This window comes from Streptomyces sp. SM11, assembly GCF_002910905.1.
Taxonomy (GTDB): domain Bacteria; phylum Actinomycetota; class Actinomycetes; order Streptomycetales; family Streptomycetaceae; genus Streptomyces.
The window spans coordinates 56950-70696 of sequence record NZ_NEUE01000193.1 but is presented as its reverse complement, the minus strand read 5'-3'; the positions used below and the strand labels follow the sequence as shown (position 1 = coordinate 70696).

Annotated in this window: 13 protein-coding genes and 1 pseudogene; 6 read left to right on the top strand and 8 right to left on the bottom strand. The window is 72.1% G+C overall.

Annotation, left to right across the window (positions count from 1 at the left end; genetic code table 11):
- Positions 1-31 precede the first annotated feature (31 nt).
- Positions 32-1690, bottom strand: a complete 1659-nt coding sequence (locus tag B9S58_RS18060; RefSeq protein WP_103533159.1) for an FAD-binding dehydrogenase — start codon at positions 1688-1690, stop codon at positions 32-34.
- 118 nt (positions 1691-1808) lie between these two features.
- Here B9S58_RS18060 and B9S58_RS18055 point away from each other — a divergent pair, with 118 nt between their 5' ends.
- From B9S58_RS18055 to B9S58_RS18045, 3 genes are all read left to right on the top strand, one after another.
- Complete coding sequence (locus tag B9S58_RS18055; RefSeq protein ID WP_103533158.1) at positions 1809-2318, top strand: NUDIX domain-containing protein; 510 nt, start codon at positions 1809-1811, stop codon at positions 2316-2318.
- A 191-nt stretch (positions 2319-2509) separates the two neighbouring features.
- Positions 2510-2905: a YidH family protein gene (locus B9S58_RS18050; protein ID WP_103533157.1), complete on the top strand. Its 396-nt coding sequence runs from the start codon at positions 2510-2512 to the stop codon at positions 2903-2905.
- On the top strand, positions 2902-3216 hold the full coding sequence (locus B9S58_RS18045) for a DUF202 domain-containing protein (RefSeq protein WP_103533156.1): 315 nt from the start codon (positions 2902-2904) through the stop codon (positions 3214-3216). Before B9S58_RS18050 ends, B9S58_RS18045 begins: the two co-directional genes overlap by 4 nt.
- Before the next feature lie 33 nt (positions 3217-3249).
- On the opposite strand, the gene B9S58_RS18040 is transcribed toward B9S58_RS18045, so the two are convergent.
- Entirely contained in the window at positions 3250-4185 is a 936-nt protein-coding gene (locus B9S58_RS18040) for an NADP-dependent oxidoreductase (RefSeq protein ID WP_103533155.1), read from the bottom strand.
- An 88-nt stretch (positions 4186-4273) separates the two neighbouring features.
- Positions 4274-4447: pseudogene (locus B9S58_RS18035) on the bottom strand (glucarate dehydratase); the annotation flags it as partial.
- Positions 4448-4577: 130 nt separating this feature from the next.
- Between B9S58_RS18035 and B9S58_RS18030 the strand changes: the two are divergent.
- Both B9S58_RS18030 and B9S58_RS18025 read left to right on the top strand, forming a co-directional pair.
- Entirely contained in the window at positions 4578-5600 is a 1023-nt protein-coding gene (locus tag B9S58_RS18030) for a phosphotransferase family protein (protein WP_103533182.1), read from the top strand.
- 5 nt (positions 5601-5605) lie between these two features.
- Positions 5606-6820, top strand: coding sequence for an acyl-CoA dehydrogenase family protein (locus B9S58_RS18025; protein WP_103533154.1), 1215 nt, complete (start codon positions 5606-5608; stop codon positions 6818-6820).
- A gap of 51 nt (positions 6821-6871) precedes the next feature.
- On the opposite strand, the gene B9S58_RS18020 is transcribed toward B9S58_RS18025, so the two are convergent.
- The 4 genes from B9S58_RS18020 to B9S58_RS18005 form a co-directional block, all read right to left on the bottom strand.
- The gene (locus B9S58_RS18020) at positions 6872-8209 is read right to left on the bottom strand and encodes a M28 family metallopeptidase (protein WP_103533153.1); all 1338 of its coding nucleotides are present in this window, start codon (positions 8207-8209) and stop codon (positions 6872-6874) included.
- Positions 8210-8543: 334 nt separating this feature from the next.
- The gene (locus tag B9S58_RS18015) at positions 8544-9137 is read right to left on the bottom strand and encodes a TetR/AcrR family transcriptional regulator (protein WP_103533152.1); all 594 of its coding nucleotides are present in this window, start codon (positions 9135-9137) and stop codon (positions 8544-8546) included.
- A gap of 49 nt (positions 9138-9186) precedes the next feature.
- Positions 9187-10869: an AMP-binding protein gene (locus B9S58_RS18010; protein ID WP_103533181.1), complete on the bottom strand. Its 1683-nt coding sequence runs from the start codon at positions 10867-10869 to the stop codon at positions 9187-9189.
- Entirely contained in the window at positions 10866-11636 is a 771-nt protein-coding gene (locus tag B9S58_RS18005; protein ID WP_103533151.1) for an SDR family oxidoreductase, read from the bottom strand. The genes B9S58_RS18010 and B9S58_RS18005 overlap by 4 nt, the downstream gene beginning before the upstream one ends.
- A 222-nt stretch (positions 11637-11858) precedes the next feature.
- On the opposite strand from B9S58_RS18005, the gene B9S58_RS18000 reads away from it, so the two are divergent.
- Complete coding sequence (locus B9S58_RS18000; protein WP_103533150.1) at positions 11859-13139, top strand: exo-beta-N-acetylmuramidase NamZ domain-containing protein; 1281 nt, start codon at positions 11859-11861, stop codon at positions 13137-13139.
- A 40-nt stretch (positions 13140-13179) separates the two neighbouring features.
- On the opposite strand, the gene B9S58_RS17995 is transcribed toward B9S58_RS18000, so the two are convergent.
- Positions 13180-13662: a GNAT family N-acetyltransferase gene (locus B9S58_RS17995; protein WP_103533149.1), complete on the bottom strand. Its 483-nt coding sequence runs from the start codon at positions 13660-13662 to the stop codon at positions 13180-13182.
- Positions 13663-13747: the final 85 nt, after the last annotated feature.

The window sequence follows — 13747 nt, the reverse complement described above, 5'->3', positions numbered from 1 at the left end:
GGAGGGGCTTGTTCTCACCCGGCCGGGGCCGTTACGCCGTCGCTTCCGCCGCGGCCCGGCCCGCCGCTCGGCCCGAGAAGATGCAGCCGCCCAGGAACGTGCCCTCCAGGGAGCGGTAGCCGTGGACTCCGCCGCCGCCGAAGCCGGCCGCCTCGCCCGCCGCGTACAGGCCGGGGAGGGGGGTGCCCTCGGCGGTCAGGACGCGGGAGGACAGGTCGGTCTCCAGGCCGCCCAGGGACTTGCGGGTGAGGATGTTGAGGCGGACGGCGATCAGCGGGCCTGCCGCCGGGTCCAGGATCCGGTGCGGCTTCGCGGTGCGGATCAGGCGGTCGCCCAGGTAGGCGCGGGCCCCGTGGATCGCGGTGACCTGGAGGTCCTTGGTGAACGGGTTGGCGATCTCCCGGTCGCGTGCGGTGATCTCGCGGCGCAGGTCGGCCGCGTCGATCAGGCCGTCGCCCGTCACCGCGTTCATGCCCCGGACGAGTGCGTCGAGATCCTTCTCCACGACGAAGTCGACGCCGTGGTCCATGAACGCCCTGACCGGCGCGGGCACGTCCGCGCGGGCCCGGCCGATCACGTCGCGGACCGACTTGCCGGTCAGGTCCGGGTTCTGCTCGGAGCCGGAGAGCGCGAACTCCTTGCCGATGATCCGCTGGTTGAGCACGAACCAGGTGTAGCCGTGGCCGGAGCCCATGATGTGTTCGAGGGTGCCGAGCGTGTCGAAGCCCGGGAAGAGCGGGACCGGCAGCCGCTTGCCGCGCGCGTCCAGCCAGAGGGACGAGGGGCCGGGCAGGATCCGGATGCCGTGCTTGGCCCAGATCGGGTTCCAGTTCTCGATGCCCTCGGTGTAGTGCCACATCCGGTCGCGGTTGATGTGGTGAGCGCCCGCCTTCTCGGCGATGCCGAGCATCAGCCCGTCGACGTGCGCGGGCACCCCGGACAGCATCTTCTCGGGCGGGGTGCCGAGACGCTCGGGCCACTGGGAGCGGACCAGGTCGTGGTTGCCGCCGATGCCGCCGGAGGTGACGATCACCGCCTGGGCCCTCAGCTCGAAGGTGTCGGTGGCCTCCCGGCTGCTCGCGGTGCCGCGCTCGGCCGCGCTGGGCTCCAGGATCCCGCCGGTGACCGTGTCGAGCGCCCCGGCGGTGCGGGCGAGGCCGGTGACGCGGTGGCGGAACCTCAGCTGGACGAGCCCCTTGGCGACGCCCTCGCGGACCCGCCGTTCGAAGGGGGCGACGACGCCGGGGCCGGTGCCCCAGGTGATGTGGAAGCGGGGTACGGAGTTGCCGTGGCCCGTCGCGTCGTAGCCGCCGCGTTCCGCCCAGCCGACGACCGGGAAGACGCGCAGCCCCTGCTGGTGCAGCCAGGAGCGTTTCTCACCGGCGGCGAAGTCGACGTACGCCTCGGCCCACTTCCGCGGCCAGCGGTCCTCCGCCTCGCGGTCGAAGCCGGCCGTGCCGTACCAGTCCTGGAGGGCCAGTTCCCGGCTGTCCTTGATCCGCAGCCGGCGCTGTTCGGGCGAGTCGACGAGGAAGAGGCCACCGAAGGACCAGTGCGCCTGGCCGCCGACGGACTGCTCGGGCTCCTGGTCGAGAACGATCACGGAACGGCCGGCGTCGACCAGTTCGGCGGTGGCCACGAGCCCGGCGAGTCCTGCCCCGATCACGATCACATCAGCGTCGTACGCCATGGGTTCCATCCTGTCGGGGTGGCTCAGGGGCGGGAGAAACGTTCAAGTTACCCGTGCGTCAGATCTTGGATACCCGCCGGGGCCACGTCAACCGTCCGGGTGCTGTTGGATGAGACGCATGACGCCCTCCGAGGAGATTCTGGACATCGTCGACGAGAACGACGAGGTCATCGGGCAGGCTTCGCGTGGCGAGGCGACCGCGCGGGGACTGCGCCACCGCTGCGTGTTCATCGAGGCGCGCGACGCGGACGGGCGGATCTTCGTCCATCGGCGTACGCCCACGAAGCTGGTCTTCCCCTCCCGCTACGACATGTTCGTCGGCGGGGTCGTGGGCGCCGGCGAGTCCTACGACGAGGCGGCGCTGCGCGAGGCGGAGGAGGAACTGGGCGTATCGGGTCTGCCGAAGCCCGAGCCGCTGTTCCGGTTCCTCTACACCGGCGCCGAGCACACCTGGTGGTCCGCCGTCTACCAGGTGCGGTGCGAGCTGCCGGTGGCCCCGCAGGCCGAGGAGGTCGCCTGGCACACCTTCCTGGACGACACGGAGCTGGAGCGGCGGCTCGGTGAGTGGTCCTGGGTGCCCGACGGGGTGGAGGCGTACCGGCGGCTGGAGCGGTACCGGTCCGCCTGATCGCCGCACACACCGCCCAGGGTCTTTCGTTTGGATCAGGTCGGATCAGGGAGCGGGATCCGGTGCGTGCGGATGCAAGGCGGAGGAGGGAGTCACTGCGGAGCATTGGCGACTGACGACAACGCCGCAGGTGCGCGTGCCGGACCCCGCGAGCCCGACATGATCCAGACGAGAGGCCCTAGGCTGCCCGTGTGAACAAGATCGCGCAGAGCGTACGGCTGTGGTTCGCGCCGCAGCGGATCCGGGAGGAGGGGGACACCCCCGACTACCGGTTCTCGCTGGCCAACGAGCGGACGTTCCTCGCCTGGATCCGGACGGCTCTGGCCCTGATCGGCGGGGGTTTCGCCGTCGATCAGTTCCTGCCGGAGCTGGCGTGGGGCGTCCGGGCCGGGCTCGCGCTCGGGCTGCTGGCCGCCGGGGTGCTCTGCGCACTGCGGGCGGTCAACCACTGGGCGCGGTGCGAGCGGGCGATGCGGCGGGGCGAGGACCTGCCGGCGTCCCGGTTCCCGACCCTGCTGAGTCTGGTGGTCGCCGTCGTCGCCGTGGCGATGGTGGTGGTGGTCCTCTTCGGCTGGGAGGGCGTGTGACGGCGACGGTGGACCGGGACCCCGGGCTGCAGCCCGAGCGGACGCGGCTGGCCTGGCGGCGCACGACGCTGACCGCCACGGTCGTCGCGCTGCTCGCGGTGCGGCAGGCGCTGCACGGCGGGGCGGCCCCGGCCTCGCTGATCGCGGTGGCGCTGAGCGCGCTGGCCTGGCTGGGGCTCCTGGTGGTGGCCCACCGCCGGATGCTGCGCATGGGGGTGGCGCGGCCGGAGCCGCTCGCGCCGCGCGGCGCGCTGACGGCGACGCTGTGCACGGTGGCGCTGGCGGTGTTCGCGGCGGCGATGCTGTTCTGAGCCCGGCCGGCCCCCTCGGGCCTCCGGGACCGCTCAGCCGTCCCAGTCCACCGTCACCACGATCTTGCCGCGGGTCCGCCCCTCCTGGTTGAGGCGGTACGCGTCGGCGGCCTGTTCCAGCGGGAACACCCGGTCCACGTGGACGGTGACGATGCCCCGCTCGGCCAATTCCGCGACCTGGGCCAGGTCGTTCGCGTCGGGGCGCACGAAGGCGTAGCGGCCGCCGTAGGAGAAGACCTCGCTGTCCGCGATGGAGGCGAGCCGGCCGCCCGGGGCGAGGGTGTCGGCGGAGGCCCGCAGTGCGTCGCCGCCCACCGTGTCGAAGGAGGCGTCGAAGCCGTCCGGGACCAGATCGCGGAGCCGGTCGACGAGGCCTTCGCCGTACTCGACCGGCTCCGCGCCGAGGCTGCGGAGGTGCTCGTGGTTGCGGGGGCTCGCGGTGCCGATCACCCGGCAGCCGGTGTGCCGGGCGATCTGGACGGCGAGCGATCCGACGCCGCCGGCCGCCGCGTGGACCAGGACGGTGTCGCCGTCGCGGACCTTCAGGGTGCGGTGCAGCACCTGGTACGCGGTCAGCCCGGCCAGCGGCAGGCCCGCCGCCGCCTCGAAGCTCAGGCTCAGGGGTTTGCGTGCGAGGGTGCGCACGGGGGCGGCGACGTACTCGGCGAACGTGCCCCGGGAGAGGAAGTCCTCGCGTACGTAGCCGATGACCTCGTCACCCACCGCGAACTCGTCGACGGCCACGCCCGGTTGCACGACGACCCCGGAGACGTCCCAGCCGGGGATCACCGGGAAGACGGCTTCGAGGCCCCCTTGGAGGTAGCCCTCGCGGGCCTTCCAGTCGACCGGGTTGACGGCGGCGGCCCGCACCTTCACCAGGACCGAGTCGGGGCCGACCTTGGGGTCGGGCCACTCGCCGTACTCCATGACGTCGGCGGAGCCGTACGCGCTGTAGCTGATCGCCTTCATCCCCCGACCTTCCGGGCAGGCCGGGGTCGCCGCAACTCAGGGGGTACGGCCGGGTGGCCGGTCCTCTCACCAGCGGGGGCCGTCGGCCTCACCAGCGCGGGACCGCCGGCGTCGTCCACCGCGGGTCGGCGGCGCGCATCGCCGCCGCGTCGTCGCGCTCGCGGTGGGTTCCGTCGTCCTCCAGCCAGCGCCGGTGCAGAGCTGACAGACGGTCGCGGTCCAGCTCGACGCCGAGGCCGGGGGCGCCGGAGACGGTCATACGTTTTCCCACCAGGGTCGGGACGACGTCGGGACGGACTTCCCGGCCGCCGGTTCCGGGGAGGCACTGGACGACATACCGACTGGTCGGCATCATGGTTCCCGATCGTTCCGTCGCCTCGGAGGTACGCACCATGAGCCCAGTCCCCCCACCAGGTCTCGACCCTGAGCTGCTGCGTGGCCATCTCGACCGCGAGCGGCCGGGGCTGGTGAGCGGACCCCTCGAAGCGCGGCTGATCGAGGGCGGCCGCTCGAACCTCACGTACGTCGTCAGCGACGGGACGGGCCGGTGGGTGGTGCGCAGACCTCCGCTCGGCCATGTGCTGGCCACCGCGCACGACATGACGCGCGAGCACCGCGTGATCAGCGGCCTGCACCCCGCCGCCGTCCCCGTGCCGGAGCCGCTGCTGCTCTGCGAGGACGACACGGTGATCGGCGCGCCGTTCTACGTGATGGAGTACGTCGAGGGCACCCCGTACCGCACCGCCGAGCAGCTCGCCCCGCTGGGTCCCAAGCGCACCCGGGCGGCGGTCCTCGGGCTCGTCGACACCCTGGTCGACCTGCACGCCGTGGACCCCCAGGCGGTGGGACTCGGGGACTTCGGGCGGCCGGACGGCTTCCTGGACCGGCAGTTGCGGCGCTGGGGCAAGCAGCTGGACGCCTCCCGCAACCGTGACCTGGCCGGCATCGACGAGCTGCACGCCACCCTCGGCCGGGGCCTGCCCTCCTCCCCCGCGCCCACCGTCGTGCACGGTGACTACCGCCTGGACAACGTGCTGCTCGGCTCCGACGACCGGATCAAGGCCGTCCTGGACTGGGAGATGTCCACGCTAGGCGATCCGCTGACCGATCTCGGGCTGCTCGTGATGTACAGCTCCGACCTCGGCCTGCCGAAGTCGCCCGTGTCCACCACCAGCGGCGCGGCCGGGCATCCCTCCCCCGCCGAGCTGATCCAGCGCTACGCGGCCCGTTCGGGCCGGGACACCTCCGCCATCTCCTGGTACACCGCGTTCGCGTGGTTCAAACTCGCCGTGATCCTGGAGGGCATCCACTACCGCTACACGCTCGGCCAGACCGTCGGCGCGGGCTTCGACCGGATCGGCGATCTCGTCCCGGTCTTCATCGAGCACGGCCTCACCACCCTCCAGGAAGGCTGAACCCCATGGACTTCGCATTCGACGCCCGTACCGAGGAGCTGCGGAGCAGGCTGCTCGCGTTCATGGACGAGCACGTGTATCCGGCCGAGGAGGTCGCCGAGGAGCAGCGGGCACAGCTCGCCTCGCCGTGGGACACCCCCGCCGTCGTCGGCGAGCTGAAGGCCGAGGCGCGGCGGCAGGGACTGTGGAATCTCTTCCTGCCCGACGCGGAGTACGGGGCGGGGCTGACGAACCTCCAGTACGCCCCGCTCGCGGAGATCACCGGACGCTCCCCGCATCTCGCGCCGACCGCGCTGAACTGCGCGGCCCCGGACACCGGGAACATGGAGGTGCTCTCCCAGTTCGCCACCGACGAGCGGAAGAAGCAGTGGCTGGAACCGCTGCTCGCCGGGGAGATCCGCTCCGCGTTCGCGATGACGGAACCGGACGTGGCGTCCTCGGACGCGACGAACATCGAGACCCGGATCGTCCGGGACGGCGGTGACTACGTCGTCAACGGCCGCAAGTGGTACATCTCCGGGGCGATGAACCCGGACTGCGCGGTCTTCATCGTGATGGGCAAGACCGATCCGGACGGCGAGGACATCCGCCGCCAGCAGTCGATGATCCTGGTGCCGCGCGACACCCCCGGCCTCGAAGTGCGGCGCGCCATGCGGGTGTACGGGTACGAGGACCACTCGCACGGCGGTCACGCCGAAGTGGTCTTCCACGACGTACGGGTGCCCGCGGCGAACCTGATCGGCGAGGAGGGCGGCGGCTTCGCCATCGCGCAGGCGCGTCTCGGTCCGGGCCGGATCCACCACTGCATGCGGCTGATCGGGATGGCGGAGCGGGCCATCGAGCTGATGTGCCGGCGGGCGGTGGCGCGTACGGCGTTCGGCAGGCCGCTCGCCCAGCAGGGCGTCGTGCAGAACTGGATCGCGGACGCCCGGGTCACGGTGGAGCAGTTGCGGCTACTGGTGCTGAAGACGGCCTGGCTGATGGACACCGTGGGCAACAAGGGCGCGCACACCGAGATCCAGTCCATCAAGATCGCCACCCCGCGCGCGGTGGTGGACATCCTGGACTCCGCGGTGCAGCTGTACGGCGCGGGCGGGGTGAGCCAGGACTTCCCGCTGGCGGAGCTGTGGGCCTCGGCGCGGACGCTGCGGCTGGCGGACGGTCCTGACGAGGTGCACCAGCGGTCGCTGGCCCGGCGGGAGATCAAGCGGTACGTGTGAGCCGCGAGCGGCCCCCTCCCGGGGAGGGGGCCGCAGGTGGGCGGTCGACGGTCAGAAGGTGAGCTTCCAACTGTCGATGTAGCCGGTGTCGTATCGGGCTCTGTCCTGGACGCGGAGCTTCCAGGAGCCGTTGGCCACCTCGCTGGAGGCGTTGACCGTGTACGTCGTGATGACGTTGTCGGCCGAGTCGCCACCACTGGAGTTCTTCAGCCGGTATTCGGTACCGTCCGGCGCCAGCAGATCCACCACCAGGTCCCCACGCCAGGTGTGCTTGATGTCGACGCCGACCTGGAGGGCGGCCGGGGCGTTGCCCGTCCGTCCGGTGACCGCGATCGACGAGGTCACCGCGGCTCCCGCGTCCGGGATGGCGACATCGGTGGTGTTGCTGAACACGTCCCCGTCGGTGGGCGGTTCGCCGGTGCCGGAGGACAGGGTCCAGATCGCGTGGGCGGCGGCGTCGCTGTTGCGGTCCAGGGCGGTGTCGTTGACGTTGCTCGTGTTGTCGCAGGACGAGTGGTAGCAGCGGTCGAAGGCCTGCCCCGCGGTCCCGCCCCACTTCTGCGCCTGGGCTGCGGACTTGGTGTAGCCCGCGCCGGTGAAGAGTCCGCCGACGGGGACGCCGGCGTTCTTGAACGGGGCGTGGTCGGAGCGGCCGTCGCCCTCGGTCTCGATCTCGGTCGGGACCGAGATACCGGCGAAGTAGTCCTTGAAGGTCTGCTCGATGACCGGGTCGTCGTCGTAGACGAAGTAGCCGGCGTTGGGCGAGCCGATCATGTCGAAGTTGAGATAGCCGGTGAGCTTGGAACGCTCGGCGGACGGCAGGTTGTTGACGTAGTACCGCGAGCCGATCAGGCCCAGCTCCTCCGCGCCCCACCAGGCGAACCGCAGGTGCTTGTCGGGCTGGTACTGGGCCCGGGAGACGGCGAGCGCGCTCTCCAGCACGGCGGCCGAACCGGAGCCGTTGTCGTTGATCCCGGCGCCGGAGGAGACCGAGTCGAGGTGGGCCCCGGCCATCAGGACCTTGTTCGGGTCGCCGCCGGGCCAGTCGGCTATCAGGTTGTAGCCGATGGCTCCGTTGGAGGTGAACTGCTGGAGCGTGGTGGTGTATCCGGCCGTGTCGAGCTTGGCCTTCACGTAGTCGACGGACGCCTTGTAGCCGGGGCGGCCGTGGGCGCGGTTGCCGCCATTGTTGGCGGCGATCGTCGAGAACTGCGTGAGATGGGCCTTGACACCTGCCAGGGGGATGTCGGGTGCCGCCGCGGCGGCTGCCGCCGGTGTCGCCGTCCCGGCCGCCTGGACTGCCGGTGCTCCGGCTCCGAGGACGGCGGCGAGGGCGACGGCCAGGACGGCCGCCGGGGATCTGCGCAGGGTGAAACGGTTCTGTCTCATTCACGGGCTCCGGATTCCGTTGGGGACTGACGGAACGTGCGGGGGGTCCCCGGCCGCGTGATGATCCGGCCGGGTCCTGGAGCGTGGGCCCGGACGAGCGGCCCAGAGGTGCGCGATGCGTGACCGATGCTCAAGGAAGTGACCGTGCTCCGTCAAGAGCGGAAACCGGACAGAACCGTTCTATTAACGAACGGGGGTGTACCCGTGAACCCTGGCGCCTCATCGGGAGGCAGGACATACGTCATACATCCAGACTCACCCCGCCCGGCGGAGCGGGCCAGTGGGTGGCCCGGCCCCTCGCCCGTACCGCCGCGTCACGGGCGCGACCGCCGCGCTACGGGCGCAGCGCCCGCAGCAGCAGGTCCGCGAGGTGGTCGGCGACCTCCTGGCGGCTGAGCGGACCGTCCGGGCGGTACCAGGTGGAGAGGTGGTGGACCGAGCCGAAGTGGTAGTCGACGACCAGGTCGGCCGGGGTGGCCGTGGAGAACACGCCGCCGCGCTGGCCCTCCTCGATCAGCGCCCGGAAGCGCTCGTGGTAGCGGCGGCGCTCGACGCGCACCTGTTTGTACTTCTCCGGGCTCAGATGGTGCATGGAGCGGAAGAAGATCGCCGCGTCGTCCAGGTTGTCGATGGTCGTGACGACCACGTCGGCCGCCGCGTCGCGCAGCCGCTGCTCGATGGGCGCCTCGGCGTCCGCGAAGGCGTCCAGCCGCTCCTGCTGGAGCCGCAGTACCCGGGCGTACACCTCCTGGAGCAGGTCCTCCTTGGAGCCGAAGTAGTGGTAGAGCGCCCCCTTGGTGACGCCTGCCGCCTCGACGATCTCCTGGACCGAGGTGCGGTCGTACCCGCGCTCGGCGAAGAGCCGGGTGGCGGTGGCCAGCAGCCTCTGAGGGACGGGAGTGCCGTTCTGATCCGTCGCCTTGGCCATGAGCCGCCACCTTCCTTTCGTACCGTGCGTGCGCTGTTTCGACGCCGTTCTAACGGGGGGAACGCAGTTCCCGCCTGAGGATCTTCCCACTCGCCGTCTTCGGCAGCTCGGCCAGGATCTCCACCTCGCGCGGATACTTGTACGCCGCGAGCCGCTCCTCGCAGTACGCGCCCAGCTCGCCGGGCTCCAAGGCGGCGCCCGGGAGCAGGCTCACGTACGCCCGGACCGTCTCCCCCCGGTACGCGTCGGGCACGCCCACGACGGCCGCCTCGCGCACCGCCGGGTGGGTGTACAGGACATCCTCCACCTCACGGGGCCACACCTTGAACCCGGAGGCGTTGATCATGTCCTTCTTGCGGTCGACGACGTACAGCCAGCCCGCCGCGTCCATGAACCCGATGTCGCCGGTGCGCAGCTCGCCGTCCGGGAAGGCGGCGTCCGTGGCCTCGGGGAGGTTCCAGTAGCCGGAGACGACCTGGGGGCCGCGCACCGCGATCTCGCCCTGTTCCCCGAAGGGCACCTCCTGACCCGTCTCGTCGAGGATCCGTACGACGGTGTCGGGGCCGGGCACGCCGACGGAGAGGGTGCCCGAGACCGGGTCGACGGGGGCCTCGCGCTCCGGCGGGACCGAGGCGCAGGGCGCGGTGCACTCGGTGAGTCCGTAGCCGTTGCGGATGTACGGGCCGAAGCCCGCGCGGAACCTCTCCACGAGCGCGGGCGGCAGGGGTGCGCCGCCGGAGGAGATCACCCGGAACGAGGCGAAGTGGTCCGGGGTGACGTCCGGGTGCGCGGCCAGGGCCATGAACGCGGTGGAGGGCCCGACGGTGTAGGCGGGGCGGTGGGCGGCGAAGGCCTCCAGGACGACGCCGGCCTCGAAGCGGTAGGCGAGGACGAGCGTGCCCGCGTTGGTGACGCAGGCGGCGAGCTGGCAGACCATCCCGGTGATGTGGAAGAGCGGGGCGAGCGCGAAGTAGGCGGAGCCCTCGGCGATCGGATGGCCGGTGCGCTGGCGTTCGGCGTTGACCATGATGTTGCCGTGGGCGTTCATGGCGCCCTTGGGGGTGCCGCTGGTGCCGGAGGTGTAGCTGATCAGCGCCACGTCGGCGGCGGTGAGCTCCCGGTCTGCCGGGGCCGGGTTCCCGGCGCGGGCGGCGGTCAGCAGGTCGTCCGCGAGGTCGTCGGGGCCCGGGGCGGGGAGCCGTTCGAAGCCGAGGACACGGGGGTCGTTCACGGACTGGAGGTCCAGCTCGCAGGCGGTGAGGGCGACGGTGAGGTCCGGGGCCGCCGCCGCGGTGTCCCGCAGATACGCCTCCCACGCCCGGTCCGAGCAGATCAGCGCGGTGACCTGGGCGTCCGCGAGGGCATGGCCGACCTCCCCGGACTTGTACATCGGGTTGAGCGGTACGACGACGGCCCCCGCCTTCCACGCGCCGAGCAGCGCGAGGACGAAGTGCGGGCTGTTCTGGAGCATGATCGCGACCCGGTCGCCGCGGCGGAGCCCCCGGGCGGCGAGGTGTCCGGCCACCGAGTCGGACAGCTCGTCGGTCTCGCGGTAGCTCAGGCGGCCGTCGAAGTAGGCCAGGGCCGGATGCCCGGGCGCGCGCCCGACTGCGCCCCGGAAGGCGTGCAGCACGGTCGGGGGCGGGGCGACGGGGGCACGCTGGGCGTCGCTGAGCAGGGCGAGCCACGGCTGGGCCGCGTAGCCGGAGCCGGCGGAGGTCACGTCGCTCATGCGCCGCTCGCCTCCCACTTCTGCTGGAGGCGGTTCATCTGGCCCATCCACCGGTCGGGATCGGCGGCGCGGGCCTGGTAGTAGCCGGCCACCTCGGGGTGCGGCAGGACCAGGAAGCGGTCGGCGTCCATCGCCTCGAACAGCGCGTCGGCGACGGCGTCCGGCTCGATGGCGCCGGGGGCGAGGACCAGCTCGCCGGCCGATCCCGCGGCGGTGAGCATGTCGGTGCGCACGCCCTGCGGGCAGATCGCGTGGACCTTGATGCCGCGGTGGCGGTAGGTGAGCGAGAGCCACTCGGCGAAGGCGACCGCCCCGTGCTTGGTGACGCTGTACGGGGCAGCGCCGATCATCGTCAGCAGCCCGGCGGCGGAGGCGGTGGTGACGAAGCGGCCGCTGCCGCGCTCCAGCCACTCCGGCAGCAGCGCCTTGGCCGCGCGGACATGGGCCATCACATTGACGTCCCAGGCGGCGGCCCAGACCTCCTCGTCGGCGAACACGTCGCCGGGCGAGGCCAGGCCCGCGTTGGCGCAGTAGACGTCGACCGTGCCGCCCAGCGCCTCCCGGGCCGCGTCCACGACGCCCGAGGCGTCCCCGGCGACGGCGAAGCCGCCGATCTCCTTCGCGAGCGGCTCGATCCGGGCGAGGTCGAGGTCGTTGACGACGACCCGCGCTCCCCCGGCGGCGAGCCTGCGGGCCAGAGCGGCTCCGATGCCGCCTCCGGCCCCTGTGACCACAACACCGGCGCCCTGCACCGTACCCATCGTCATCCCGCCTCTCCCATCCGGCTGCACCGGCAGACTAACCGGTCGGTATGTGATCGGGGAAGGGTCGGGACGGGTCGCGGGGGCCCCGGGAGAAGTCCGGACGGGGCCGGGGATGAGCGCGGGGACCGGCTGGGGGAATCGGTGCGGCGCAGGTCGTTCCGTGCGGCCCCGGCCCGCGCTAGCGTGCGTGGCCATGACAGTCGGCGCGATCATGGAGGTAGTGGAATGAGCCTGTCCCGACGTGGTGTGCTGGCCGCGGGAGGCGCCCTGGGAGCGCTCGCGGCGACGGCGGCCGGCACCGGACCCGCCGTCGCGTCGACCGCCCCCGGACGCGGCTCCGGACCCGGGCGCGGCCGGGTGCGAACCGGCTTCGACCGGCTGGCGGCCGACGGCTACCGGCTGCTGCGGGGCCAGCAGGTCGGCATCGTCACCAACCCGACCGGCATCACCGCCGACGTCCGGCACATCGTCGATGTGATGCACCCGGACGCGCGGGTGAACCTGACCGCCGTCTTCGGACCCGAGCACGGCTTCCGGGGCACCGCGCAGGCGGGCGGCTCGGAGGGGCGCTACGACGACCCGGCGACCGGGCTCCCGGTCTACGACACGTACCTCAAGAGCGGGCAGCCGCTCGCGGACATCTTCACCGCCTCGGGCGTGGACACCGTCGTCTTCGACATCCAGGACGCGGGCGCGCGCTTCTACACGTACATCTGGACGCTGTACGACTGCATGGAGGCGGCCGCGCTCGCGGGCAAGCGCCTCGTCGTGCTGGACCGCCCGAACCCGGTGACCGGGCGGGCCGCTCTGGGCCCGGTGCTGGACCCGGCGTTCGCCACGTTCGTCGGCCGCCGGGAGATCGCCCAGGCGCACGGGATGACGGTGGCGGAGCTGGCCCTGTTCTTCAACACGGAGTTCCTGCACGAGAATCCGGTGCGGCTGGACGTGGTGACGATGTCGGGGTGGCGGCGCTCGGACTTCTTCGACGACACCGGGCTGCCGTGGGTGCCGCCGAGCCCGAACATGCCGACGCCCGAGACGGCGCTCGTCTACTCCGGCACCTGCCTCTTCGAGGGCACCAACCTCTCCGAGGGCCGGGGCACCACGCGCCCCTTCGAGCTGCTGGGCGCGGAGGGTGTCGACCACCGCTGGGCGGCCGCCGCGAACGCGCTGGAGCTGCCGGGGGTGGCCTTCCGCGAGGCGTACTTCGCACCGACCTTCTCCAAGTTCGCGGGGAAGACGGTGGGCGGGGTGCAACTGCACGTCCAGGACCGGGAGGTCTTCGACCCGGTCCGCACCGGGATCGCCCTGCTGGTGACAGCGAAGCGGACGTGGAGCGGCTTCGCCTGGCGCCCCGACAACTGGATCGACAAGCTCACCGGGAACACCCGGGTCCGCACGATGATCGACGCGGGCGCGGACACCGACGCGGTGGTACGGGCGTGGCAGCGGGACCTGTCGGCGTTCCGGGCGAATCGGCGGAGGTACCTGCGGTACCGCGGGTAGCGCGGCCGGCCCGGACCCGGACCGGCCGCGCGGCCGCTCTTCAGCCGGTCAGGTCCAGGTCACCGAGGTACTCGCCGTCATCGGTGAGGCCCCGCTTGCGGTAGCCGAGCCGGAGGTAGAACTCCTCCGGTCCGCCCTCGCCGGACTTCCAGGTCACGGTCGAGAGCGTCCCGCCGCGCCGCCGGATCTCCTCGTTCACCGCCCCCACGGCGAACCGCCCGTAGCCCCGGCCCTGCTCGCCGGAGGCCACGGCGAGCCGCCAGAGCCCGGAGCGGGGCGGGGCGTCCGGCACTTCGGAATCGAAGTCGAACGGCACGTCGAAGAAGGCCATCACGAAGCCGACGACGCGCTCACCGTCACAGATCAGCCGGGGCCAGGCGATGCCGGGATGCACGTGGGCCTCGGCCAGGGACTGTGCGACCGGGGCGACGAACACGCGCTGCTCGGGTGCGACTTCCAGCCGACAGGCGGTGAGCACATTGTCGGGGGTGACCTTCTCCAGGCGCGGGCGAACTGGCGTCATGGGGGAACCCAACCGCACGGGACCGTGACGCCGCCATCGATTTTCGCCACCCGTGGGAGGACCGCACGCCCTCGCACCACCCGCC

Bases quoted from the DNA above. Each gene is read 5' to 3' on its own strand.
- B9S58_RS18030 (WP_103533182.1), top strand. From the start codon at position 4,578: ATGAGCCCAGTCCCCCCACCAGGTCTCGACCCTGAGCTGCTGCGTGGC.
- B9S58_RS18055 (WP_103533158.1), top strand. From the start codon at position 1,809: ATGACGCCCTCCGAGGAGATTCTGGACATCGTCGACGAGAACGACGAG.
- B9S58_RS18020 (WP_103533153.1), bottom strand. From the start codon at position 8,209: ATGAGACAGAACCGTTTCACCCTGCGCAGATCCCCGGCGGCCGTCCTG.
- B9S58_RS18025 (WP_103533154.1), top strand. From the start codon at position 5,606: ATGGACTTCGCATTCGACGCCCGTACCGAGGAGCTGCGGAGCAGGCTG.
- B9S58_RS18000 (WP_103533150.1), top strand. From the start codon at position 11,859: ATGAGCCTGTCCCGACGTGGTGTGCTGGCCGCGGGAGGCGCCCTGGGA.
- B9S58_RS18040 (WP_103533155.1), bottom strand. From the start codon at position 4,185: ATGAAGGCGATCAGCTACAGCGCGTACGGCTCCGCCGACGTCATGGAG.
- B9S58_RS18015 (WP_103533152.1), bottom strand. From the start codon at position 9,137: ATGGCCAAGGCGACGGATCAGAACGGCACTCCCGTCCCTCAGAGGCTG.
- B9S58_RS18060 (WP_103533159.1), bottom strand. From the start codon at position 1,690: ATGGCGTACGACGCTGATGTGATCGTGATCGGGGCAGGACTCGCCGGG.
- B9S58_RS18005 (WP_103533151.1), bottom strand. From the start codon at position 11,636: ATGACGATGGGTACGGTGCAGGGCGCCGGTGTTGTGGTCACAGGGGCC.
- B9S58_RS18010 (WP_103533181.1), bottom strand. From the start codon at position 10,869: ATGAGCGACGTGACCTCCGCCGGCTCCGGCTACGCGGCCCAGCCGTGG.
- B9S58_RS17995 (WP_103533149.1), bottom strand. From the start codon at position 13,662: ATGACGCCAGTTCGCCCGCGCCTGGAGAAGGTCACCCCCGACAATGTG.